Annotated in this window: 32 protein-coding genes and 2 pseudogenes; 13 read left to right on the top strand and 21 right to left on the bottom strand. The window is 70.4% G+C overall.

From position 1 onward, the window contains the following. Window positions 1–229 precede the first annotated feature (229 nt). The 5 genes and pseudogenes from ACFC1R_RS08885 to ACFC1R_RS08865 all read right to left on the bottom strand — a co-directional run bounded on the left by ACFC1R_RS08885 (window position 230) and on the right by ACFC1R_RS08865 (window position 3,629). On the bottom strand, window positions 230–766 hold the full coding sequence (locus ACFC1R_RS08885) for an FAD-binding domain-containing protein (protein WP_375934986.1): 537 nt from the start codon (window positions 764–766) through the stop codon (window positions 230–232). Between the two features lie 263 nt (window positions 767–1,029). Continuing rightward, entirely contained in the window at window positions 1,030–1,665 is a 636-nt protein-coding gene (locus ACFC1R_RS08880) for a B12-binding domain-containing protein (RefSeq protein ID WP_375935328.1), read from the bottom strand. Between the two features lie 144 nt (window positions 1,666–1,809). Beyond that, a pseudogene (locus tag ACFC1R_RS08875) lies at window positions 1,810–2,079 on the bottom strand (MerR family transcriptional regulator); the annotation flags it as partial. Between the two features lie 450 nt (window positions 2,080–2,529). Then, window positions 2,530–2,985, bottom strand: coding sequence for a DUF427 domain-containing protein (locus ACFC1R_RS08870; RefSeq protein WP_375934983.1), 456 nt, complete (start codon window positions 2,983–2,985; stop codon window positions 2,530–2,532). Between the two features lie 26 nt (window positions 2,986–3,011). Beyond that, entirely contained in the window at window positions 3,012–3,629 is a 618-nt protein-coding gene (locus ACFC1R_RS08865; RefSeq protein WP_375934980.1) for a sigma-70 family RNA polymerase sigma factor, read from the bottom strand. Between the two features lie 508 nt (window positions 3,630–4,137). Between ACFC1R_RS08865 and ACFC1R_RS08860 the strand changes: the two genes are divergently transcribed. The 6 genes from ACFC1R_RS08860 to ACFC1R_RS08835 all read left to right on the top strand — a co-directional run bounded on the left by ACFC1R_RS08860 (window position 4,138) and on the right by ACFC1R_RS08835 (window position 7,397). Continuing rightward, on the top strand, window positions 4,138–4,422 hold the full coding sequence (locus ACFC1R_RS08860; RefSeq protein ID WP_375935325.1) for a hypothetical protein: 285 nt from the start codon (window positions 4,138–4,140) through the stop codon (window positions 4,420–4,422). A gap of 137 nt (window positions 4,423–4,559) precedes the next feature. Continuing rightward, complete coding sequence (locus ACFC1R_RS08855; RefSeq protein ID WP_375934977.1) at window positions 4,560–4,991, top strand: SRPBCC family protein; 432 nt, start codon at window positions 4,560–4,562, stop codon at window positions 4,989–4,991. A gap of 24 nt (window positions 4,992–5,015) precedes the next feature. Next, a complete protein-coding gene (locus tag ACFC1R_RS08850) occupies window positions 5,016–5,819 on the top strand; it encodes an SDR family NAD(P)-dependent oxidoreductase (RefSeq protein WP_375934974.1) in 804 nt (267 codons plus the stop codon). An 80-nt stretch (window positions 5,820–5,899) separates the two neighbouring features. Then, the gene (locus tag ACFC1R_RS08845) at window positions 5,900–6,103 is read left to right on the top strand and encodes a hypothetical protein (RefSeq protein ID WP_375934971.1); all 204 of its coding nucleotides are present in this window, start codon (window positions 5,900–5,902) and stop codon (window positions 6,101–6,103) included. Between the two features lie 278 nt (window positions 6,104–6,381). Further along, the gene (locus ACFC1R_RS08840) at window positions 6,382–6,654 is read left to right on the top strand and encodes a hypothetical protein (RefSeq protein ID WP_375934968.1); all 273 of its coding nucleotides are present in this window, start codon (window positions 6,382–6,384) and stop codon (window positions 6,652–6,654) included. A gap of 101 nt (window positions 6,655–6,755) precedes the next feature. Next, window positions 6,756–7,397, top strand: a complete 642-nt coding sequence (locus ACFC1R_RS08835) for a carbonic anhydrase (protein WP_375934965.1) — start codon at window positions 6,756–6,758, stop codon at window positions 7,395–7,397. A 68-nt stretch (window positions 7,398–7,465) separates the two neighbouring features. On the opposite strand, the gene ACFC1R_RS08830 is transcribed toward ACFC1R_RS08835, so the two are convergent. Both ACFC1R_RS08830 and ACFC1R_RS08825 read right to left on the bottom strand, forming a co-directional pair. Continuing rightward, a complete protein-coding gene (locus ACFC1R_RS08830) occupies window positions 7,466–7,576 on the bottom strand; it encodes a hypothetical protein (RefSeq protein WP_375935322.1) in 111 nt (36 codons plus the stop codon). Then, window positions 7,573–7,971, bottom strand: coding sequence for an alpha/beta fold hydrolase (locus ACFC1R_RS08825; protein ID WP_375934962.1), 399 nt, complete (start codon window positions 7,969–7,971; stop codon window positions 7,573–7,575). Before ACFC1R_RS08825 ends, ACFC1R_RS08830 begins: the two co-directional genes overlap by 4 nt. Window positions 7,972–7,988: 17 nt before the next feature. Here ACFC1R_RS08825 and ACFC1R_RS08820 point away from each other — a divergent pair, with 17 nt between their 5' ends. From ACFC1R_RS08820 to ACFC1R_RS08805, 4 genes are all read left to right on the top strand, one after another. Next, window positions 7,989–8,555 (top strand): hypothetical protein, encoded by a 567-nt coding sequence (locus ACFC1R_RS08820; RefSeq protein WP_375934959.1) that lies wholly within the window; start codon window positions 7,989–7,991, stop codon window positions 8,553–8,555. Between the two features lie 492 nt (window positions 8,556–9,047). After that, complete coding sequence (locus ACFC1R_RS08815) at window positions 9,048–9,365, top strand: hypothetical protein (protein WP_375934956.1); 318 nt, start codon at window positions 9,048–9,050, stop codon at window positions 9,363–9,365. A 292-nt stretch (window positions 9,366–9,657) separates the two neighbouring features. Then, window positions 9,658–10,296: a hypothetical protein gene (locus ACFC1R_RS08810; RefSeq protein WP_375934953.1), complete on the top strand. Its 639-nt coding sequence runs from the start codon at window positions 9,658–9,660 to the stop codon at window positions 10,294–10,296. Continuing rightward, window positions 10,293–11,381, top strand: a complete 1,089-nt coding sequence (locus ACFC1R_RS08805) for a YihY/virulence factor BrkB family protein (RefSeq protein WP_375934950.1) — start codon at window positions 10,293–10,295, stop codon at window positions 11,379–11,381. Before ACFC1R_RS08810 ends, ACFC1R_RS08805 begins: the two co-directional genes overlap by 4 nt. Window positions 11,382–11,446: 65 nt before the next feature. On the opposite strand, the pseudogene ACFC1R_RS08800 reads toward ACFC1R_RS08805, so the two are convergent. The 4 genes and pseudogenes from ACFC1R_RS08800 to ACFC1R_RS08785 all read right to left on the bottom strand — a co-directional run. After that, window positions 11,447–11,704, bottom strand: a pseudogene (locus ACFC1R_RS08800) (ISL3 family transposase); the annotation flags it as partial. A gap of 47 nt (window positions 11,705–11,751) precedes the next feature. Further along, complete coding sequence (locus tag ACFC1R_RS08795) at window positions 11,752–11,982, bottom strand: DUF6296 family protein (RefSeq protein WP_375934947.1); 231 nt, start codon at window positions 11,980–11,982, stop codon at window positions 11,752–11,754. Window positions 11,983–12,124: 142 nt separating this feature from the next. Then, entirely contained in the window at window positions 12,125–12,625 is a 501-nt protein-coding gene (locus ACFC1R_RS08790; protein WP_375934944.1) for a hemerythrin domain-containing protein, read from the bottom strand. Between the two features lies 1 nt (window position 12,626). After that, entirely contained in the window at window positions 12,627–13,193 is a 567-nt protein-coding gene (locus ACFC1R_RS08785) for an STAS domain-containing protein (RefSeq protein WP_375934941.1), read from the bottom strand. A 253-nt stretch (window positions 13,194–13,446) separates the two neighbouring features. On the opposite strand from ACFC1R_RS08785, the gene ACFC1R_RS08780 reads away from it, so the two are divergent. After that, a complete protein-coding gene (locus tag ACFC1R_RS08780; protein WP_375934938.1) occupies window positions 13,447–13,749 on the top strand; it encodes a helix-turn-helix transcriptional regulator in 303 nt (100 codons plus the stop codon). Between the two features lie 504 nt (window positions 13,750–14,253). On the opposite strand, the gene ACFC1R_RS08775 is transcribed toward ACFC1R_RS08780, so the two are convergent. The 7 genes from ACFC1R_RS08775 to ACFC1R_RS08745 all read right to left on the bottom strand — a co-directional run bounded on the left by ACFC1R_RS08775 (window position 14,254) and on the right by ACFC1R_RS08745 (window position 18,566). Further along, complete coding sequence (locus tag ACFC1R_RS08775) at window positions 14,254–14,436, bottom strand: hypothetical protein (protein ID WP_375934936.1); 183 nt, start codon at window positions 14,434–14,436, stop codon at window positions 14,254–14,256. A 66-nt stretch (window positions 14,437–14,502) separates the two neighbouring features. Beyond that, window positions 14,503–14,763, bottom strand: a complete 261-nt coding sequence (locus tag ACFC1R_RS08770; RefSeq protein ID WP_375934933.1) for a DUF4235 domain-containing protein — start codon at window positions 14,761–14,763, stop codon at window positions 14,503–14,505. A 104-nt stretch (window positions 14,764–14,867) separates the two neighbouring features. Then, the gene (locus ACFC1R_RS08765; RefSeq protein WP_375935319.1) at window positions 14,868–15,344 is read right to left on the bottom strand and encodes a ferritin-like domain-containing protein; all 477 of its coding nucleotides are present in this window, start codon (window positions 15,342–15,344) and stop codon (window positions 14,868–14,870) included. 190 nt (window positions 15,345–15,534) lie between these two features. Further along, window positions 15,535–16,455, bottom strand: coding sequence for a Rieske 2Fe-2S domain-containing protein (locus ACFC1R_RS08760; protein WP_375934930.1), 921 nt, complete (start codon window positions 16,453–16,455; stop codon window positions 15,535–15,537). A 122-nt stretch (window positions 16,456–16,577) separates the two neighbouring features. Further along, the gene (locus ACFC1R_RS08755) at window positions 16,578–17,285 is read right to left on the bottom strand and encodes a glycosyltransferase (protein ID WP_375934927.1); all 708 of its coding nucleotides are present in this window, start codon (window positions 17,283–17,285) and stop codon (window positions 16,578–16,580) included. A gap of 1 nt (window position 17,286) precedes the next feature. Next, complete coding sequence (locus ACFC1R_RS08750) at window positions 17,287–17,934, bottom strand: SAM-dependent methyltransferase (RefSeq protein WP_375934925.1); 648 nt, start codon at window positions 17,932–17,934, stop codon at window positions 17,287–17,289. Next, entirely contained in the window at window positions 17,931–18,566 is a 636-nt protein-coding gene (locus ACFC1R_RS08745) for a PIG-L deacetylase family protein (protein WP_375934922.1), read from the bottom strand. The genes ACFC1R_RS08750 and ACFC1R_RS08745 overlap by 4 nt, the downstream gene beginning before the upstream one ends. Window positions 18,567–18,814: 248 nt before the next feature. Between ACFC1R_RS08745 and ACFC1R_RS08740 the strand changes: the two genes are divergently transcribed. Further along, window positions 18,815–19,465, top strand: a complete 651-nt coding sequence (locus ACFC1R_RS08740; RefSeq protein ID WP_375934919.1) for a hypothetical protein — start codon at window positions 18,815–18,817, stop codon at window positions 19,463–19,465. Window positions 19,466–19,523: 58 nt separating this feature from the next. Here ACFC1R_RS08740 and ACFC1R_RS08735 read toward each other — a convergent pair whose 3' ends face one another. The 3 genes from ACFC1R_RS08735 to ACFC1R_RS08725 form a co-directional block, all read right to left on the bottom strand. Then, on the bottom strand, window positions 19,524–19,697 hold the full coding sequence (locus ACFC1R_RS08735) for a hypothetical protein (RefSeq protein ID WP_375934916.1): 174 nt from the start codon (window positions 19,695–19,697) through the stop codon (window positions 19,524–19,526). A 333-nt stretch (window positions 19,698–20,030) separates the two neighbouring features. Further along, window positions 20,031–20,201 (bottom strand): hypothetical protein, encoded by a 171-nt coding sequence (locus ACFC1R_RS08730; RefSeq protein ID WP_045303992.1) that lies wholly within the window; start codon window positions 20,199–20,201, stop codon window positions 20,031–20,033. A gap of 148 nt (window positions 20,202–20,349) precedes the next feature. Further along, window positions 20,350–20,886: a hypothetical protein gene (locus ACFC1R_RS08725; RefSeq protein WP_375934912.1), complete on the bottom strand. Its 537-nt coding sequence runs from the start codon at window positions 20,884–20,886 to the stop codon at window positions 20,350–20,352. 402 nt (window positions 20,887–21,288) lie between these two features. On the opposite strand from ACFC1R_RS08725, the gene ACFC1R_RS08720 reads away from it, so the two are divergent. Continuing rightward, complete coding sequence (locus ACFC1R_RS08720) at window positions 21,289–21,483, top strand: HAD hydrolase-like protein (RefSeq protein ID WP_375934909.1); 195 nt, start codon at window positions 21,289–21,291, stop codon at window positions 21,481–21,483. Window positions 21,484–21,535: the final 52 nt, after the last annotated feature.

The raw sequence follows: 21,535 nt of genomic DNA, 5'->3' as shown, positions 1-21,535 counted from the left end.
GAAAGCTGGTGGTGGTCTGGTCGGCCCCCAACGGCCGGACCACCGCTTACTGTAACGACGTGGTGTCAGGTCCTGTGCCTGACGGCGGATGGTTTCCGATCCGTTGCCATCGGGTGCTCCTGAAGCAGGCTGCACGAAGGGCAGAAAGCTACTCCTACGCGTCGACCTGCGGATGGCGTTCACTGGCTCCGTCCCTTCGGTTGACCTCCCGGGGTCCTGGTAAGGGATCTCAGTCCGGGTGCACGCCCGTGACGCAGCCGGGCGGTAAGAGCTTCCGGGTCGATGATCGGGGGCGGGTAATCGCGAGAGAGCAGCCGGGCCGGTGGACGGCGGGGCCGGGCAGGTAGGCGAGTTCGGGCACCCGGCGGCGCACGTAGTCCCCGTCGAGGACGTAACGGTCGGCCTGGCGCAGCGGGTTGAGGAGACGGTTGGGCCGGGTGCCGGTGCCTGCGACCCACTGCCAGTTGAGCTGGTTGTTGGCCACGTCGCCGTCGACGAGCAGGAAGAGGGAGTGGGTGGCACCGATGCGCCAGTCCAGGCACAGGCTCTTGGCGAGGAAGCTCGCCGTCAGGAGGTGGGCGCGGTTTTGCATCCAGCCCTCGTGGGCGAGTTGGCGCATTCCGGCGTCGATGATCGGGTATCCGGTGCGGCCCTGGCGCCATGCCTCGGCCTCACGTTCGTCGTGCTGCCAGTGGTCGTCCCTGGCGTGGTGGTCGCGGTGGGCGGTGTCGGGCCGGGCTGAGGTGACCCCGCCCTGTAGTTGCACCCACCTTTCGGAACCCACCCGGGCGCGGATTGGCCCGACTTTCCAGTTGGGCGGAAGGCTGCTCCTCGCACTCGGGTCAGCGGTGCGCTGGTGGCCACGTGTTCTCGGTCCCCCCGAGACCGACGAGAGCCGGCACTCCCCCGCCCGGCGTTGTCGATAGCCGCCCGCGCGGCTCGGCCGGCGGTGCATGCTCCGGTGACCACCCGGGCGAAGCGCTGCACGGGACGAGCGGTGTCCGGGCGGGAAGTGAGGAGGCGCGAGCTTCAGCCCGTGACCGCCTGTTCGAGGAGGTCGACGGCGGTCGCGAGGGTGCGGGGACCGGCGGTGCCGGCCGGGGGGCGGGTGCGTGCCCAGCCGGGACCGGCGGCCACTACCACCGCCCGGCCGCGGGAGCCACGCGGACCCCACACGCTGCCACTCACCCGGCGCACCAGCTCGAGGTTCGCGGTGTGCTGGTCCTGGGACCAGATCATCACGGCGCCCGGGCCCAGCCGGTGGACGGCGTCGAGTAGCGCCCGAGGCGGAACCGCCGCGCCCAGCATCCGGAAGGGAAGAGCGCGTTCGGTCAGCGCTGCCGCTGTGGCCTCCAACGGGAGGGTGTGCTGTTCGGCGGGCGTCGCCGCAAGAAGGACGGGCTGTACCGGGCGGGTTTCGACGGCCTCCACGGCCACGCCCCGCAGGACACTGGAGACGTGCCAGGAAAGCATGTGCTCGACCTCGACGTACTGCTCGCCGTCGGCCGCCCATTTGCGGCCTGCGGCGCGCAGGGCGGGCATCATGACCTCCGTCCACGCGTCGATCACTCCGAGTGCCTCGACCGTTTCGCGCAGGATCCTGGCGACCTCCGGCGCGTCCAGCCGCACCGCAGCCCGGGCGAGGCCACGGCATTCGGGGCGCACCGTCCCGACATGCAGGGCACGGCCTCCGCCCGGGCCGCGAATTCCCGGCGCATCGCCCGGCCCGGCCGGTTCGGGCTGCCGGTGGGAGGGAGGCGGGCCGGCCTGATACAGGGCCCGGCGCTCGGCCAGCGCGACTCGGGCGGCTTCACCCGGTGCAACTCCGCGGGCCGTCAGACGGCACATGGTCTCCAGGACGGCAATGTCCTGTGGGCTCCAACGGCGATGGTGCCCGGCCTCACGGCTCGCGGGGCCGATGCCGTAACGGCGTTCCCACGAGCGGACCGTGGTGGGTGACACACCCAGGTGCCGAGCCACACCTCCGGTGGGCAGCCCCGCATCCTCCACGGCGTCCGACGCTCCGGGCCGACCACCGCCCGGCGGTCCGGCATCGCGCTCGGTCGGCAACGTCACCATCCCGCGATCCTCCCCACGGCAAAGCCCACGCAGCACACCACCACAGCGGCGATCACCAGCAGGGGAATCCAGCCACGCCAGGCTGTGTACAGTTCGGTCGACTCCGCAGTGGAGATGCCCGCGCAGGTCGACGCCCCGCATGCGGGCGTCCCATTGGGAAGACTAGCGGGCCCAGGGCGCTCGTGTGCGGGTAGCTGTTGGTCGAGAGTCATGGTGTCCTCCCGAGGTTGAGATGTTCCAGGCGTCTGCGCCACAGGCGCCGCCCCGGGACCGAAGCGGCGGGTACGCGCCGGCCTGACGTGAGCTCACGACGGCGCCTCGGCCCCGCCGGCATCCCCGGACGATTGACGCCCCCATGCTCGCTCTGTCGGCTCCCTTCACCTAATCGCAGCGTTTTCGCACCGTCCTCCGCGAAGAGCACGAGCCGTGCACCAGACCTGGGTACGGTACTCACCAGCCCGAGGTACCCGGGCCGCCCTTGTACGGGCCGGTGATCTCGCTGGTGATCCACCCTCCGTAGAACTCGCCCTCCTGAGCGCGCACAGCCTCACCGTCCACCGTGCAGCGATCGACCCGCCCGGGGTAGAACGCCAGCATGTCGCGAAGTTCCCGGTACGCGGGCAGCGGCTCCGGGTAGCTCCACGCCGCTCGTACTGCTTGGCGAGAGCCCACCTGCAGGTCCCAGTACTGGGCCTGCCCCTTCCATTCACAGAAGCTCAATCCCTCGCCCGGCGTGATCAGTTCGGTGACCACATCACGGGGCGGCAGGTAGTACACCGGCGGGTGGCTCGTCTCGAGCACCCGCACAGCGCGTCTGGTGGATGCGACCAGCCTTCCGCCGAACCACACCTCGACCAGTCGGCCGGAAGCAGCCACGACCGTCGGCGGGCGGGGATAGTCCCACACCGACTCCGTACCTCGACTCGCCTGTCTCATGGTTTCGCCCCTGCCTCGTGGCCAGGTCCTGAGCGCGACGCCGCCAGCACCTTCATGGAGCCCGATCGATCCGAGTCGAGCGCGAACGCGGTCCTGAGCCGGCTCAGCCCGTCGCGGATCCGGGTCTTGACAGTTCCCAGCGGCACGTCCAGCAGATGCGCGATCTCCCGCTGCGAGTACCCGCCGTAGTAGGCCAGCACGACGGCCTCACGCTGCACCCCACTCAGACCCGCCAGTGCGGACCGTACCCGCAGCTGGTCCAGCGAGCGAACCACCTGCTCGTCCAGCGGATCACCCTCCACCGGTTCCAGAGATGCGACGCGCAGATCACGCTCGGCGGCCGCCCGGGCGGAACGAACGCGGTCCACGGCGCGGTGGTGTGCGATGGTCAGCACCCACGTCATCACGGATCCGCGCTCGGGCCGGTAGGCCGCAGCGGCACGCCACACCTCGAGCAGTACCTCCTGCGCAACTTCCTCGGCGTGCACCGGATTACGCAGCGTTCGCAGCGCGAGGCCGTACACCGGCCCAGCCACCGCGCGGTACAACAGCTCGAACGCCGCTTCGTCGCCCCGCGCCGAGAGTGCCAGGAAACGGCGCAGGTCCTCAGCCACCGACCCGGGCCTGCCGGAGGAAGGGGCATCCGTACGCGGCTGCGTTCGCGAAGTCACAGCGCCACGGTGCAGCGATTCGACCCTATCGGCCCAGTCGCGCTGTTTGTGCAGCGTTTAGACAGGCGCGTGAAGCGCGGCCCGGACCAGCAGCCATGCGCGTGTGCGATCGGTGACGCAGCAGCTCGGCGCAGTGCTCCGATCGGCCATGCCGTCGGTGCTGCAGCCGAAGCGGCCACCTCTGCACCGGGGCGGGGCCATGGGCGAGATGCCTCCGGAGGTGAGCGGCCGATCAAGCCCGCAAAGCGATGCGCCAGCGCTGCAACTGGTCCACAAGGCGCCCGGAACCGAATCTGAAAACGAGGCCACCGGGCTGCGCGCCCACCCGACCGCGGCACACCGGCGCCACATCTGCGCACCCTGCGACGGAGCCGATAGTGATCGGCCGTCCGGGCGCGGCTCGCAGCCTGAGAAGACACCAGCCATCTCGGTACAGATCCTCGGAGTGATCATGAACATTGTCCGCCGGCTCCACGAAGCCGGAATCACCAGCGAGCACGCCTACGTTGCGGCGTTCGGATCCATCGGCCTGTCCCTGCTGAGCTGGCTCGCGTCGATGAAGGCCGAGCAGGCCGGAGTCGAGCGGGCCGACCGATGGGGCATTTTCGTGGGTGAATGGGCACCCACCTTCTTCGGTCTCGGCCTTGCACTCGCCGGATACGAGCGGGAAGAGCCGGCCACGACCAGGCACTCGCGCAGCGCCTGGCTCGACCACCCGAGCGAGAAGGCAGGATGACCAAAGGACCCGGCCGACCCGGCCCTGCAGCTCAGCCTGCGGGGCCCGCGGCATCGGCCGCCATCCACCGACGCGTCCGCGACGAAGAAGAGGGCGACGGCCTGTAGCGCAGCAAGTAGGAGTCGGCGGGAGACCTGATGATCAGTGTGGAGCGCACCATGGTCGTCGAGTGGCCGGCCGGGGAGGTACTGCACTACCTGGCCGACTTCGGGAACACGCCAGAGTGGGATCCCGGGACCGAGAGCTGCGCGCGCCTGAACCCCGGTCCGGTCGCGGTAGGGGCGTGCTGGCGCAACATCTCGCGTTTCAGGGGGCGGCGTACCGAGCTCCTCTACTGTCTGGAGCAGTACGGGCCCGACCGGTTGGTGTTCGTCGGAAGCAACCGCACCGTCAAAGCCACTGACGACATCACGGTCCGGGCATCCGAGGGACGCACGGTGCTGGTCTACCGCTCGTCCCTGCGGTTCAACGGCCTCGCGCGTCTTGCCGCACCGTTCCTGCAGGCAGAGTTCGAGCGTCTCGCGGACGCAGTGGCACTTCGGCTGCCCCTGGTGTTGGCGGGACCGTGACCAGCGGCGGTACGGGCTGTCGGCGTGGCCGGTATCCCGGCTCCCGCCAATCTCCTTGCGGAGCTCGCCGAGTGGGAGAAGGTCGTGGAGATGAACGGGTTGAGACTGATGGTTGTCGGGGCCACAGGAGTGATCGGCGGTGAAGTGACGGCCGCCGCGGCCGCCCGTAGGGTCCGCGTCGCGGTGGCCGGCCGGGATCTCGACCGCCTTGCCCGCGCGGCGCAACGCATGGGTGCCGGCCAGGGGGAGGTGTTCGACGCATACGACCTGGAGTCCTGCCGCGCCCTCGCGGCGCGGGCGGCCGAGAGGATCGGTAGCCTGAACGCGGTGCTCGTCGCCGTCGGCGCGATCGCATTCGGCCGAACCGGGGAGGTTCCGCTCGCGGTCCAGGAGCATCTGATGACGGTGAACACACTGGCCCCCATGGCCGTGCTCGAAGGAGCGCTTCCCGTCGTCGGACCCGGCGGTGCGATCGGCGCGCTGACCGGTGTCGTCGTCGACCGCCCGTTCCCGGGGACCGCCGCCTACCGGACGTCCAAGGCCGTACTGGCGGCCTGGCTCGAGGCGGTTTGGGCCGAGTACCGCCGGGAGCGGGTCACCGTCCTCGACGCACGCCTGCCGCATCTGGACACGGGGTTCACACTGCGTCCCCTCAGCGGGACCGCGCCACCCCTGCCACCCGGTGCGGCTCGGGAAACGTGGGTTTCGGCGGTGCTCGACGGCCTGCTCCACGGGGCCGCCGTACTCAGGCCCGAGGGCCCCAACGCCCGCCCCCTCCACTCGCCCGGGCCGACGGACGCTGCGACCCGCTTGCGGGGTGGCGGGTGACCTCCGCGCGCAGGCAGGGCCGGGCACCTCACGACCTGGTGGAACGGATCTGCCGTGCGGTTGCTCGCGGCGACGGTGCCATGCTCGAGGTGCTCCTGGCCGTGCTGGAGGTCGTCGCCGACGACGCCCTGCTGCAACAGCTGACTGACGCCATGATGCGCATGGCCCTGCCCGCTCGCTTCTCCCGTGGCGGTGTCACCATCGCCGGGCGGGCGGGCTGCGGCTCCACCCGGCCGCTCCCCTGCCGCCCGACCGTAGTTCCGGTGCCGGGCCGCCGACCGTGAGCGCACGCGGCATCACCCCGCAGGGCACGCACCCTCTCCAGGAACGAGGGCCGTTGCCTCGGGCCTACACACTCCCCACCCTGCCCTTGGAGGCATCCTCGCCTTCCCACCCTGCGCTCGGAGGGCACCCGTGGCCCCCAATCCGGTTCGGGTTCGCCTGGCTGGGAGCGAAGCCGACGTTACGGTCCCGGTGATTTCCCGTCGCCTGACCAGCCGGTCGGGCCCGGGCGGACGCGGTTGCATCGCGCTCTCGGGATCCGCTGGCGAGGATCGCGCGTATGACGACCACACTTGACCGCGGTATACGGGAGGGTCTCACCGCGCTTGTCGACCGGCTGCCGGTGGTGCCGGGAAAGGAAGCGACGAGTGTCCGGGTGGACGAGGCCTTGCTGGAGGTCGCGATCGTGATGCTCGGGCAACTCTCGGCCGCGTTTGCCGACGAGCCGATCGGTCGGGCAGCCCGGATGGTGCCGGGCCGGCTCGAGCTCAACGTGCCGTTGACGGCGATGATCGCGCTGAAGAACAAGCTGGGGTCCGGCTCGGAGCCGTGATGGCTACCACTGGGATGCAAGCGGTCGCGACCGCCGCCGGGCGTCAGCTTGTGCCGGAGTCGGTTGTGCGGTGCGGACGATCGGGCCGTAGTCTGCGGCCCATGACTGATGCCCCGACCCTGACGCCCCGGGAAGCCCTCGAGATGCTGCTGGCCGGCAACCAGCGGTTCGTCGAGGGATCGCCCGAGCACCCGAACCAGGATGCCGCTCGCCGCACTGCGACCGCCCCTGCACAGATGCCGTTCGCGGTGCTGTTCGGCTGCTCCGACTCCCGTCTGGCGGCGGAGATCATCTTCGACCGGGGGTTGGGAGACCTGTTCGTGGTCCGCACCGCCGGGCACGTGATGGGTCCGGAGGTGCTGGGCAGCATCGAGTATGGGGTGAGTGTGCTGGGCAGCCCACTGGTGGTGGTGCTGGGCCACGACTCCTGCGGTGCGGTCGCCGCCACGCGGTCCGCCGTCGCGGAAGGCGCCACCGCCGAAGGTTACGTGCGGGATGTGATCGAGCGGGTGACCCCCAGCGTGCTGGCCGCTCGCGCAGCCGGGCACACCGAAGACGCGGACTTCATCGCTGAACACATAAGGCACACCGTCGACTTGCTGCTGGAGCGCTCCCGCACCCTCGCCAAGGCGGTCGACGCGGGCCGGGCCGCAGTGGTGGGCCTGTCCTACCGCCTCGTGGACGGCACCGCCCACCTGGTCACCGTACGGGGCCTGGAGCCGCAGGCGGACATCGCGGCGTGATGCTCAACGTTCCCGCAGGCCGGGCACGACCTCACGCAACCGCCCTGTGCTGATCGCACCCGCACGGATCAGAACCGGGGCCCGGTCGGTGTCGGCCCGGCATCGAGGTAGACGGCTGCCGCCTCGCCGAGCATGCTCCGGGCGGCGTGGTAGTCCTGCGGGGACGCTTTGCCGGTCAGGTTGGCGCTGGAGACGGCCAGCGGTCCGGTCTGCCGGACGACGAAGTCGGCGATGAGCTTCTGCCATTCCTCGGGCGCTCCACCATGGGCAGGTGGCCGGTGGGGATCTCGACGGGCTGGGAGCCGGGGATGGTGTCAGCGAGCTGGCGGTGCTGGCGTGTGGAGGTGAACCAGTCCTGGGTGGTGGAGATGACCAGGGTGGGTTCCTGGATGTGAGCGAGGTCGCCGCGGACGTCGATCCGGTCGACGAGTTCGGCGTGCTCGGGGGAGCCTTCGGCGCTGTTGGCGGCGGTGTGCGCCACGGCCTGCTGGACCTGCTCGGGCGGCGTGGCCTCCAGCGCGTCGGCGCCCATGGCCATCATGACCAGGAAGTGGGCCAGCAGCTCAACGATCACAAACCGAGAGAGCGCGGGTGGCCGGTCGCGAGACGGAACACGTCGAGCAGCTGCAACAAGCCCTCGCCGTTCTCGGCGCCAACTGGCAGCCCGATCAGGTCACCGACGACGCGACCCGCGCCGTGATGCTGGCCACCGCCCTGCTTGGCGTGGCCAAAGCCCACCTGGTCGGCGCCGAGATGGACGCCGAGCAAGCTGGCGCCGACATCGAAACGCTGCGCACCGCATACGGGCCGGTGCACAACGAGGTCGTGGCCGCCGCCATGCCCGTCACGGCCGACACCGAGCAGCTGCTGCTGGTGGTGGTGGTGGTGGTGCGCCTGGGGCGGCCGGTGACGGACCTGAGCCGGGCGGCCGGGCCGGACGAGCAGGCCCCGGACATCGAGGCTCTGGCCGCCGCGCGCGACCTGGCCAGTGCCGCGACCGCGATGGTCACCCATCACTACGCCGCGTCCTTCGACGACGGATTCAGCGTGCCGCTGGCCAACGAGTCCCTGGGGCTGGCGTTCGCGATGGTCTATCAGGCCGCCGGCCGTCTCGCCCGGATCGCCCAGCTCCCACCGGACGACGAGCAGGACCAGTGATGCGCAGACGGCGACGCCAACCCGGCCGACGACACAGCGCGCGACCCACGGATCACTGATAGGACGCCTTCACCACCGACAGACTTCCACCACCCCGCCGGCCCGAGCCGCTGACATGCGGTGGGAGTTTCGTCTCCGAGGTACTGGTGAGTTCGCCCGCCCCGGACCCTGCTGGCGAGTTTCGGGTGCCGACGCAGGCCAGCAGCCAGCGAGAACGGCAGGGCTGCTCCGTTTAGGTGACGGCGGGGTTCGGCAGGGCGGTGCGGTGGGCAAAGCCTGCGGCATGACGACACCCTCGACCAGGCGCCCCCGGCGGCGGCGCCGTCCGGCCGCACCCGCCGTCCCCGCACCCGCTTCGCCCGCCCGGGCCCACGCGCCGCAGCCCACGCCCTCGGCGCGGCCTCGCGGCGCGGGCGAGTGCTGCCGGACCTGGTCCAGCGAGCACCTCTCCCCGGGCGGCATGGTCGTGCGGACCACCTGGCATGAGCCCGCGTGCCGGACCTGGGGCCGGCCGTGACCGCCCCCACCGGACCAGGAGTCCGGTTCGAGCCCGGCACCACCGTCTGGCGCCAAGACATCCACGCGCACGGCCGCCGGCTCGGCTTCATCGCCGACGAGAACCACCGCCTGGTCGAGCACGCGCGCAAGCCGGCCCTCGGCCTTCCCCAGGACCGCAGCGGGGCCGTTCGCCGCCCCGTGACCGGCCTGGCGCCGGATGCGGTCTGGCCGCTGCCCGCCGGGTCACCGGAGGCGGATCGCGAGGGTCGGGCCCGCTGGCAGCCGACCTGCTGGGGTCAGTGGCGGCCATGACCGAGGCTGCCTTCAGGGGCGTCCCACGAGATTCTTGAGGGGGGTCGGCAAGCGCTGATTCGGCGGGGCGTCGTTGGCACCGTCGACCAACTGCAGCTGAGCCCGGGTATGCGGCCATGCAGCCGGATGGTCGAGCCGACGTGCGCGGTGCACGGTGGGTCCGTCAGGGTGGAGATGCGGTCGGCTGCCGCGCCAGCGGCAGGGACCACTCCGCCGGGCCCCCCACGCGTGCGGGCGGTCCCTGCCGCTCCCCCGCGCGCTGCGCGAGTAGCTACCGGTAAGGGAGGTGGTGATGGAGGAGTTCGACGCCGTCGCGGACCGCCGCCCCATTCCCGAGGGCATCGGAGAGCTGCTCGGCCTCGGCCGGGCCCTGCGCGACGCCCAGGCCCGCCTCGACGATGCGCGGATGCGCGAACTGACGGCACAGCGCCATCGCCTGGTGATCGGGCTCATTGCCACGGCCCGCGCGGCGGCGGCCGTGGCCGGACACCGAGCGGGTGACAGGGCGCTGGCCGAACTGGAACAGACGCTCCTGACCGCGCTCACGGGTGGCAGTGCCGGGCTGGCACTCACCGCAGGCCAGCTCAGCAGTGCGCTCGAAGCGTCAGTCACCGGCACGCTCGCCTCCCTGCCCCTGCCGTCCCCGCCCACGCCGAGGGCTGCCGCAGGCGCGTCCGCTCCCGCGGTCCGGGCCGACGCGAGCACACGGAAGGCCTGCAGGACACACGAGGCGACCGACCGCGAACCCCGGTTCGCTGCGCGCGGCATGACCGTGATGCCCAGCGGTCACGGCCTCCCCATGATTGCTGGAGCTGACGGACACCGCGAGACGCCCCCACTCAGCCTGGGCCTGAGCTGCGAGCCACGCCAGCGGGGCGATGGAGGGCACTACGGATTCGGATCCCCTGGGAATCGTCGGAGGACGCCATGAACCGGGTGGAGATCGCGGTCCGCCGTTTCGACCAGTTCCAGCAGCGCCACAGTTTCGTCGGCCTGCCGTTCGCTGTCTTCCAGAAGTTCGGCAACGATCAGGCTGGCGGCAAGGCCGCGCTGATCGCCTACTACGCGCTGTTTGCCCTGTTCCCGCTGCTGCTGCTGTTCGCCACCATCCTCGGCTTCGCCCTGGTCGGGCATCCGGAACTGGAGCACCGGCTGGTGAACTCCGCGTTGGCAGATTTCCCGATCATCGGTGACCAACTGCGGGACACCGCACATCCCCTGCGCGGCAGCGGCCTGGCACTAGCCTTCGGGATCGCGGGCACCGTCTACGGCACCCAGGGTGTGGGTCAGGCCGCGCAGAACGCCATGAACACGGTGTGGAACGTGCCGTTCAAGTCCTGGCCGGGCTTCGTCGGCCGCCGGGTGCGCGGGTTCGCGGTCCTGCTGGTGCTCGGTATGGCGATCCTGCTGACGACCACACTCGCCGGCCTCGCCTCCGGGCCGGGCCTGCTCAGCGGGACGTGGACCGTGGTGGTGTCGACGGTGGTGAACCTTGCCGTGTTCCTCGCCGCGTTCACCATGCTGACCGCGGAGACGGTGAAGGTGCGTCAGGTCGCGGTCGGGGCCGTGCTCGCCACCGTTTTCTGGCAGGTCCTGCAGGCCATCGGCACTCTCTACGTGCGCCATGTCCTGGCGCACGCGGGCGAGGTGTACGGATTCTTCGCGATCGTCATCGGCCTGCTGTCCTGGCTGTACACGGGAGCCCGCCTGACACTCCTCGCGGCGGAGATCAACGTCGTCCTCCACTACCGGCTGTGGCCGCGCTCGATGACCCAGCCACCGTTCACCGACCAGGACAAGGCCGCCTTCGAACTGCTGGCCAAGATGGAGGAACGCCGGCCCGAGGAGACCGTGACCATTACCTTCAGCCCGGAAGCGGACCGCCAGCCCCTCGACCAGGTCGCCACCTCCCACACCCGGCGCCGCCGCCCAAAGGCCGTGCTGGCAAGGCTCCGCGCCCTCCTGCCCCACCGCACCAAGCGGCGGCAAGCCCGCAGACCCACGCATTCCCCCTGAACGCTTACAGGAGTCTGTACGGTCTTCGACTCTGCCCCGTAATCGGTGGTGACGCTGTGTGGCGGTCACTGGAGGAGGATGGGGTGACGGAGGAGGGAAACCCGGCTCGGCCGTGCATCCGCTTGTTTCGCGCATTCACGCCCTCGGTGCGGCCGTTGTGGTACGGGAGGGCAAGTCCGGCGTCGACGGCTGCGCGGTCGAGCTCGAGGCCCGTTCGCGAAGGAGTGCAGGTGGGTCAGGTCGGCGGCGCGAACCGTGGTGATCCAGTCAGTGAGCTTCGCGTTGTTGCCTTCTACTGGAGTCAGTAGCTCAGCGAACTCGCCGGTGAGGCGGGTAAGTTCGGCACGGGACGCTGGCCGTCGAAGCGGCATCAGGTCGCGTCAGGGAGGGGTTCGGCGTGGATGGGCGTGTCCGGGACCCCGTCGCCGGTCAGAAGGTAGGCCAGGCCGCCCCCGGTGATCTCCACCCGGATCCTGCCGCTGGGATCAGCGTAGAGCGCATGACCGCCTGAGCCGGCCGTCCCGGTGTACTCCACGACCACCGTCTCCTGGTCGGCATGGCCGCCCTGCATACCCGGGAAGGTCAGAACCCATCTCTTCACGGTCGAGTCCACTACGGCCTCCGCCCTCTGTCTGTTGAACCGATCCCCCAACTTGAATTTTCCCGAGAGCGACTCGCGGACTTCGGCTCTTCCGGCAGGGCGTCCGCGCACCCGAACTCCCTGCGCAGCGTCGGGTAGAGGGCTACCCGAGGATCACGTCTGTTGCCCTCTTCAGGAACCCAGGGTGTCCGGGCCTTTGGGGCGCGGCATCTCTGATCTCGATCATGCGGGCGCCGAGCTGCTGGAGCGCTGTGCGTCCGAGCGCAGCTCGCACTTTCGGGAACCAGTCCTTCTCCTCTTCGTCAATGTGCTGGCGCACCACCTCGATGAGGACCGCCGTCTTGGCGTCGAAACGCTCGTCATCGGGGCCCATCGCATCCAGCTCCCCGCACAGAACGTCGGCGACGTGGTGCTCCTCGTAGGACTCCAGGATGTCGCGCTCCAGCTCCGGCACAAGCTCGCGGACCTTCGGGTACATGACCTCGTTCTCGATGTAGGTGTGGACCGTGAGCGCCTCCACGATCTTGTCGACGAGGTTGTGCTTGGTCGCTTTGGCGTCCTCACCTGCGGCCTCGAACTCACGGAACAGGCGCCGGATCTCCTTGTGGTCCTCTTTCAGGACCACGATGGCATCGGTTGACATGTCACTCCTCCAAGCGCTGCACGAGATCGGGCATTTCGCCTCCGCCGCGCGTCGGCCGCAACGGGCCCGGGCCGTTGCGGCGCCCCCGGTCCAGGATCGGCGCCCGGACATCCACCGTCCGTCGCGAATGCGGCCGCAGCAAGTCCAGGCTTTGCGGAACTCGCGGCAGGCACTGTTCTGCCGGCTGTGTTACCGGACTCAGAGATGTGGCGGCCCAGGTCGCCCGCGGGACTGCCCGGACGACGGTGGGGACCCGATCGCCGAGCCGACTACTGCCGTCGTTCTCCCAGGGGTGCCTGCGGCGAGCCAGGGCCGAGTGGGCAAAGAGCTTGGCGGTGCCAGTCAGCTCCAGTAGCCGCTGAACCCTGGGACCGGCGGCGACCAGCCGCAGGACCCCACCGGCGGCTAGACAGCGGACGCGCACCCCGAGCAACACGCTCAGGCCGACGCAGTCGCAGAAGGAGACAGCGGCCAGATCCAGGTCGAGACCGGCAGGGCTCCTGGCGGCAGCGGAGTTGAGAACGTGCCGGAGTTCCTTGACATGATCCAGGTCGATCTCGCCAGCCACCACGGCTGTCAGACGCCCGCTGGGGCCGCGGACGAGACGAACACTCAAGCGGCTGCCGCGCGAAGAAGGGCTGTCACAGTACGGACCGCGGCAGCAGAGCGGGTGCGGTAGGTCGGACATGGCGGGCGCTCCTCGCGGTGCAGGGAGATGTTCCGTAAACGATCGTGCTCCCCGCATCAGATTCATGTCAAGGAATACAGGAATAGTTCTGCGCCTGTTGGAACTCGCGAATCAGAGATCGTACGCTGGGGCCATGGAGCCCGTGCCCGAACGCCGCAGCGCGTGGACCTTCCTCACCAACCACGCCCGCGTACTCTCCGTGATCGCTCGCGACCCGACCGTCCGCCTGCGCGATGTCGCCCAGGTGTGCGAGCTCACCGAACGGGCCGTTCAGGCCATCGTCGCGGACCTCGAAGCTGACGGATACCTCGAGCGCATCCGTGAGGGACGCCGCAATCGCTACCGGATCGCGTCCGACACCCGCCTGCGCCACCCTGCAGAGGCCGGCCTGCCCGTCAGCGCTCTGCTTGAAATCCTCACGGACGCGCCGCACTGATCCCCCGAATCCGATGGTCGTAGTTCTCCGCGTTGTGCAGGGCTGCGCAGTCCCGGCCGGGGCGGGCGGGAAATGCGGGACCACCCGCCAGGCAGGAGCGGTGAGCGCGCGGCAGCTTCCATCGCACAAGTGTTCGGGCAGTCCTTGCCAATCACCCGGGTGTCAGTTCCAGATTCCGCTGGCCGTGGCGGTCACCGGCTCGCAACCTGCTGAGGTCGCGATCTCCGGAGAGCTTTTCGAAGTCACGTGGCCCTCGCAGGTTCCCGGCACGCGGCCACCGGATCGGGGTGGCTCCCCGAGGGTACGGGAAATATCCATGGCCTGGACTTCGCAGGCCTAGGTGCTGCCACCGAACAGACAGCAGGAGCTGCACCGTGGGCAGTGCTTCCTCCGACGAGAATGGCGCCGACGGCCGCTACCCCGGCATCGAGCGCTTCCTTCCTAAGCTTCGTGACCGCAGAGGCGGCAGCAGCCGCGCAGCGCAAGGGGTAACTACAACTCGAACTACTCGGTGTGTGACCGCTGCCTCTGCCCAGCGACATCGTCCGCAGGATCAGGGCGGCGACTATCATCCTCGTCGCACCGAGCCCGCTCGATGTGTTCAGTGTTCTTCTCGTCGGCCTCGTCCTTGAGGTGCGACAGGTCCTTGGACTTCCTGGTGGCGCGCTCACGGTCGAACTCGTTCAACAGACTGCCTTCCTGTGTCAGCCCCGGGGTCCGTCGAAGACGGGTGGTCCGCGCGGACCTGCGGTATCAGTCGGGCCAGACGCCGGTCAGGCGGCTGGTGCCGGCGGCGCCGCCGCGGTCGATCGCCGCCTTGACCAGAGCGAAGACCGCTCCCTGCAGGGCGGCGGCAGTCAGCACCTCCTTCCAGGTACGGTCCGGCTCGGTGGCCTGCGGCGCGGCGCCCTGATGTCCAAGGAGGGCCCACAGACGGTTGAAGACGGCGCCCGCGACTACCCCGCCGAAGGCGCCAAAGAGTAGTCCGAGCGGCTTGTAGAGGATCTTGACCATCGCGAACTCCTCAGGTGCGACAGCTCACCGCCGCGGCTGGACGGCTGGTGTGCGTCTGTCCGAGACGAGCACGGACAATCCTCGAAAGGACTCCGACGGGTGGATCAGAGGGCGAGGAGGTCAGTGAGGTCGTCCGCGTGCTCTTCCTCCTCCTCCAGGATGGATTCGATCAGGCGCCGGGTGGTGGGGTCGTGGTCGCCGAGCCAGCGGGCGATCTCCTGATAGGTGGAGATGACGATGCGCTCCGCCAGCAGGTTGTGCTCCAGCATCGCCTTGAGGTCCTTCTCGTCCGGCGCGGTGTAGTCGGTGTGGGCGCGCTGGGCGAGGGTCACGGGGTCGAAGTCCGGTTCACCACCGAGCTGGGCGATCCGCTCGGCAGCCCTCAAGCCGTGCCGCATCTCGTCGGCGGCGTGCTCGGTGAACTCGGCTACCACTTGCGCGCGGTTGATGCCCGTGGCGGAGATCGCATGCCGGGTGTACCGCAGCCAGCAGACCATCTCGGTGGCGACCACGTCGTTAAGGACTGCGATCACCTTCTCCGTATCCAGCCCGTAGGTGCTCGTCACCGCCCCCTCGGCCATCTTCTGGCGGGCCTCGTCCCGGATCCGGCTCACGTCGATCACGAAGTCGTCGCCTGCCACGGTGTGCTCCCAGAGGTTGAGTGAGAATCACGATCCGGGCACGCTTTCCCCGTGTTACGGGACCCGATGCCCGGCGCCGCCCGATGCCACCGGTTCGCAGTAGAAGCCGCAGAGAAGCGGGCCGAGAAGCTCAGCTGGCGTCCGGGAGGCGTGCCTGGAGGCTGCCGTCGCCGTCGGTGCGGGCGGTGAACCTCGGCTGTGGGGCGGTCGCTGGCCCGCCCACGTTCCAGCCGTCCGACAGGCGGAAGACACTGCCGTGCCAGGGGCACGTCACACAGCCGTCGACGGCCTCGCCCTCCGAGAGCGGGCCGGAGAAGTGGCTGCACCGGTCAGCCAGGACGTGGAACACCTCGTCTGCCTCCCGGACGACCACGACGGGCACCTCCCCGATCATCCGGCGCACGGGCCGGCCGACGGCGAAGTCCTCGGCACGCCCGAGCGTGTGCCATCCCGGCTCAACCAGGTGCGCAACGGGCTCCGCCTTGTTCGCCCCGGCAGCCTGCCGGTAGGCGAGATGGCCGCCGACCGCCGCCCCGCTGCCGACCACCACCAGACCGGCGAACCCCAGGGCCCGTCCAAGACCGTTACAGCCGTACGAGCGGGCCGCCCACGACGCCCCGTACAGGCCTGCTGCGGCCGCCATCGACGCGGCGTGCAACAGGCCAGTGCGCATCTGCTGCTCGTGCTGCTCGGCCCAGTCGACCCAGCCCGTCAGCGCGGCAGGCGCAGCGGCGACCACCCCGAGGGCGACCAGGAGGCGGGCGGGGCGCTCGTAGCCGGGAACCAGGTCCAGGACTGTGGCGGACATCCAGGTTCCGACGGGAAGCTGGACGAGTGCCGGATGCAGCGGGTGCCCGAGAGGGCGGCCGTGCAGGATCCCGCGCAGCCGCCCCAGCGGGATTGCCTGGACGGCGCACTTGGTCAGCTCGGTGACCAAGTCGAGCCTGTCGGAGCGGCCGACCGCGTCGAGGGCCCTCAGTACCCAGGTGCCGGCACCGTCGGAGCTGTCCGCCGTAGCGGTGTTCGTGACGCGCGCGAAAAGTGTCCCCATGGACGCTAACGCTGCCGCATCCGGCACTGCGGGGCCCCCGGGACCGGGCTGAATGGAGTACGGGCCGATTTCGCAGCTGCGCGGCGCCAATGGCGGCTCGACTCATCGGTGCTGACTGACCGTCAGGATGTGGGACTGAGCAGGAAGTCGCCGAATCCGCCGCGCGCTCGGGCGTCGCGGCGCGCAGAGGTGGTCACAAGGTGCAGGCTTGTGCGTTTGACCGGGTGCCCCGCTTCGTTCAGAGCGGCGACGAGCACCCGGTCCTCGCCGACGGCCAGCGGTGCGAAGCCGCCGACCGCGCGGTAGGCATCGGCCCGCACGGCAAAGTTCGCACCGTGGACGTGCGGATGCTCCTTGGGGTGCCGGCTTCCCCGGTAGTGCCGCCGAAAGGCGGCGGCGGTGGCTGCAGGGTGGCCGGTCCAATCGGCGATGCGGACGGTGCCCACGACAGCGTGCCAGCCGGATGCCACGTAGGCGAGCTGGTGAGCGAGCCAGTCGGCCGGGACGCGGGAGTCAGCGTCGGTGTGGGCCAACCACACGTTCTGGAGAGCGAGGTCCCGTCTCGAGGTGAGGGAGAGGCCAAGGGCTTGGTCTCTTCCGGCCGCACGCGCCGCGCCGACGTTGCGCACCTCCAGTTCGAGCACGTCGGTGCCGTGCTGCCGGGCGAGGGCCGCAGTACCGTCCGCACAGGCGTCGGCAACCACGGTCACGTGCACCGGCATGTTCCGCACGCGCGGGTGACGGGCGGCCAGACGCAGCGAGTCGAGGCAGCCGCCGAGCAGTTCTTGCTCGTCGCGGGCGGGGACGACAACCCCGACGGCCCGGATCACGTCAGGCCACCGAGAGCCGGGCGGCGGGGGTGGCCGGCTGATCCGGGCGGATGAGGACGTCGAGGAGGAAGTCCGGTTCGGCGTGCGCGGCGATGCGCACCAGAGCCGGATGGGCGCGCACCTGTTGGTGCACCGCGTCGGCGCTCCGGACGTGGTCGGCAACCACGCGGCGCCAGTGGACCAGCACCAGGGTTCCTCCCGGTTCGAGCGCGTGCACCGCCCGGTCCAGCACGTCGGCGGCGACCACGCTGGTGAAGTAGTACATCAGTTCGTACAGGACGATGAGGTCGAAGCTGCCCTGCGGCCAGTCCTCGGGCAGGACGCGGCGCTCGACGCACACGTGCGGCTGGTCCGCCAGGCGCTGCCGGGCCTGTGCCACGGCTCGTTTCTCACGGTCGCAGGACAGCAGGGCCTGGCACCGGGCGGCGAGAAGACCGGACAGGACCCCGACCGAGCAGCCGGGCTCGAAGGCACTACGGTAGACCGGCCTCGGCAGGGCCGCGACGGTGAGCGCGTGCTTGCGGTGCTCGTACCAGCGGTCGGCCAGCCGCCACGGATCGTCGTGGTCGGCATGCATGTGAGCGAAGTAGGCGCCCGGCGTGCCCGATTCCGACATCGCCTGCGACCGGCTCCGGCGAGAGCCGGTCATCGCCAGATCACCTCGAAGTCCCGGCGGAAGTGGTCGAGTTCGGCCGGTGGCAGAATCGGCTCGTCGCCCGGCGCGTCGCCCAGCGGCCGAGTCTGGCTGCGGAAGCACGCCAGCGCCTCGTGCTTGCGGGTCACGGCCGAGGACGGCAGCGGGATGCGGGCCGCGCGGTGCCAGAGCAGCCGAGGGTCACCGGGTACGGCCCAGTGCCATGCCCAGACCGGGTACTCCCACACCGGCACGCCCCATGCCGTGCCGGCGGATAGGGCGCTCCGGCCGACGGCCTCATGGTCGGGATGCAGATCCCGGTGGAACGGCGCCACGCACAGGTCGCACTCCCGCACAAGATCATCCAGTCTTTGAGTCAACTCCCCTTCTTCCCTCCTGACCTGACCGTCAGGAATACCCAGGGGCACGCTCTGGACGTCGGTACCCAGAGCGCTGAGCGCCTGCCGCAGCTCCCGGGCTCGCACGGCCGCCAGCCTCCGGGCCACCGGGCTGCGGCTGTGCGGGTGAAAGGCTTCGCCGTCCGTGACGGACACCAGTCGTGGCCGAATGCCCGCCGCGGCGAGGACGGCCACCGTTTCGCCGAAGCCGAGGACCTCGTCGTCCGGATGGGCCGCGACGACCAGCACGCGGGGCGCGCTTCCGCGAACGGCCGGAAGGTGGGCGAGCGGGTCGAGGACGGGCGGCGCCGCCAGACCTGGCCAGGCACGCCACCCCTCTTCGGGAGTGCCGGGAGCCCGGATCGGGTCAGCCGAAGCCACCGATGGCTGCGGTTCAGGCACGGGCAGGGCCGGCACGGGACGCCTCGTCACGTGTCCCTCCAGTCGGAGCGCACAGCGGCCACGGCCTTCCCGAGCGCAGCGAGGTCGCGCTCCGCATGGTGCTGACGGAGATAGACGGTCAGGTCCGCGACGGCGCGGGCGTGGGCGGCGTCGTGGCCGAGCGGAGCTGCGCCGAGCGCCCGGCCTACCCGACGCAGCACATCGCCGGCCGCATCCTCGACGGCGGCGCGCACGCGCATCGTACGAAGGCCCGCGGTGCCGTCCCGGTCGTGCGGGTCCGCGTCGACGGCCGCGGCAGTACTGTCCAGCAGTACATCGACGGTGGCCAGGCGCGCATCAACGGCACCGAGGTGAGCGAGGGCATGCGGGTCCAGGCCCCAGTTCCGCGACGCGGCCAGGAGGGTGCGGGCGACCGCGCAGGCACCGCCGAACCAGCACGCGGCGACGCCGATCCCGCCGTGGTGAAACCCGGGGCGCGCCAGGTAGGCGCCTGGTTCACCGACCGGAACGGCCAGCACGGCGTCGAAGGTCACATCCAGCGTGTCACTGCCGGCCATACCCGGGCCGGGCCAGCTGTCCGGCAGCGCCGCAATGCCCCGGTGGCCGACCTCGACGGCGAACAGCCGCCGGGTATCCCCCCTCGCGCGGTGACCAGCGCGTGCGTGCACACCCGGGCACCCGAGCAGAAAGGCTTCACCCCCGACAGCCGCCACCCGCCGGGCACCCTGCGCGCCTCCAGCGCGTAGCCGGGCGGCTCTGCCGCCCACACCCCCCCAGCACACCCCGGCCCCAACAGCGGGGAGGTCACCCCCCGACGTGCACCTCGAGTTCGGCCAGGATCGCCAGCGCGTCCGTGTGCCCTTCGGCGAGGCGCGCCAGCGACAAGTCCCACTGGGCCCACCGTGTGAGTGTCTCCCACCGGGTGCGGGTGCGGCCGCTCCCGGGCAGCGGCAGATCCAGTTCCCCGCGTGCCGCCATCCGCGTGAATACCTTGGCGACGAACTGACGATACTGCTCGGCATCAGCCCCGGAGCCGAGGCCCCCCGCCCGCACCGACCCGGGCACCAGCCGCGACGGCCTCGCCGCTCATCGGGGATCTGCCCTGCGCGGATCGGCCTGGCGAGGCAGTCGTATGGGCCACGGCGGCAGCGTGGACGGTCGGAAGGACACTCCAGCGGTCACACCATGCTCCTCGGTGTCGGGCCGGGGGACACGCACCGCGGGCTCGCCGACTTTCGTTCAACTCTGTACGGTGCACTGGTCCGCCGCACACCCAGCGGCCACGACCTGTCCACCGCCGGTCCCCGGGGCCTACCAGCGATACCAGCGACCGCGGCCACCCGAACCGCTGGTGCCCCGGGCAACGAACCCGATCAGCCAGATGACGAGCACGGCCAGCGCCACCCACCAGAGGATCTTCAGCGCGAACCCCGCGCCAAACAGGATCAGGATCAGCAGCAGTACGAGCAGCAGGGGAACCATCGTCAACCACCTCCATGGTCGGCACAGTCGCCTTCAGCCACTCATCTGCCCCCTGCGTGGCAGTCCTCGCATACGCAGGCCGGGAGGAGGTGGCACCCGGTAAGCATCCTCCAGCGGGCTTATGTGATCGACAACTGGAGGCTGCGTGTCACGGGGACGACGACCTCATGCCGTGGCCGGGTCTCCCCTCGTCCTGAGGCAGGACCTGGGCGCTGACCGCCCGATGCCAGCGGTTCAGGGCGCGCGCTTGATCGTCGGCGCGCTGGGCGAGGCGGTCCAGCGCGTCCGGGTCCAGGCGCGGGTCCTGGTCCGCGATTGCGCGAAGCGCCCGCCACAGGGCGGCCTTGCCCTCAACGCCGGTGCGCATCGCTTCCAGCTCCAGCAGGTCGGACAGCGGGGAGCGGTGCACCAGCGTGCCGTTCGGCTTCAGCCGGCCCACCCGCTCGGCGGCGATGCCAAGCCACATGCGGTAGTGGCGGACGGGCACGCCGAGCCGGGTCATGATCCGCACGAGTTCGTCCCGGTCCTCCGCCACCTGCTGGGCCAGCGAGCGCAGTTCGGCTGCCCGGTGATCGTCGGCGTGGGTGTCGGCCATTCGGTGAGCCAGCGCGGCACCACCGAACGCCCCGGTGAGGTGGTCGTTCAGGTAGACACTCAGGGGCTGCGCCAGGAGTTGAGGAGACATCACGAGCCCTCCGGAGTGAGACTGCGAGAGATGGCCGGAGTGTGGGCCGCCGGGTCACCGCCGTCCGGTCGGGGGCCGGGGCAGAGTACAGCCGCCATTCCTCCCATCGTCCCCCTCGCCGGGAGCCAGCGCCTGGCGAGCGCGTGTGACTGCACCGGAGTGCGGGCAGATGCTGGGTGGCGGGTCCACGCCTGTCGCACGCCCGCCGGTCCGGGCGGTCCGATGGTGTGCCGGTGGCGCGGCCCGTAACCGCGACTCGGTGCGCTGATGCCCGTCAGGTGTTCAGGCGGGTCGGCGTACGGACGCGCTGGGTGCGGTGTGTCGCGTTTCGAGCGGAGCCGCCGTAGCGTCCTTGACCGGATCAACCGCTCCGGACAACCGCTCCGGACAGGAGGCAGCCAAATGGCACCGACGGCGCTGTTCGACGTCGACGGGACACTCCTCGACACGAACTACCTGCACACACTGGCATGGGCCGAGGCCCTCGCCCAGTACGGCCACACCCCGGCGATGGCCCGCTTCCACTCCTCGATCGGTATGGGCGGCGACCAGCTACTAGGGCCTGTTGCGAAAGTGCTGGTCAAAGCCATTCATTGATGGCCGCGACCAGCACTGTTGCCTCGTAGCGGACGGCGAGCTCGTCATAGCG

It is taken from the genome of Kitasatospora sp. NPDC056138 (assembly GCF_042264695.1).
Taxonomy (GTDB): Bacteria; Actinomycetota; Actinomycetes; order Streptomycetales; family Streptomycetaceae; genus Kitasatospora.
Note: the sequence above shows the minus strand (reverse complement) of the source record. Positions and strands in the feature narration are given on the sequence as shown.